The 223-nt window shown below is 61.9% G+C and carries 1 protein-coding gene; it reads left to right on the forward strand.

From position 1 onward, the window contains the following. A partial coding sequence (locus ABLQ08_RS32775; protein WP_352950935.1) for an ATP-binding cassette domain-containing protein occupies positions 1-223 on the forward strand: 223 nt, incomplete at both ends.

Consider the following 223-nt stretch of genomic DNA (forward strand, 5'->3'; position numbering starts at 1 on the left):
GGTGTTCCAGCACTTCAACCTGTTTCCGCATCTGAGCGTTCTGAAGAACGTGGTCGATCCGCAAAGGATTTCGAAGAAGATCGGCGCGGCCGAGGCGCATGAGACCGCGGTCGAGCTTCTGGAGATGGTCGGTCTCGGCGGCAAGCTTGAGCATTATCCCTCGCAATTGTCCGGCGGCCAGAAGCAGCGGGTCGCGATTGCCCGGGCCCTGGCGCTGAAGCCG

Origin of the sequence: Roseibium sp. SCP14 (assembly GCF_040329475.1) — a bacterium.
GTDB lineage: Bacteria > Pseudomonadota > Alphaproteobacteria > Rhizobiales > Stappiaceae > Roseibium.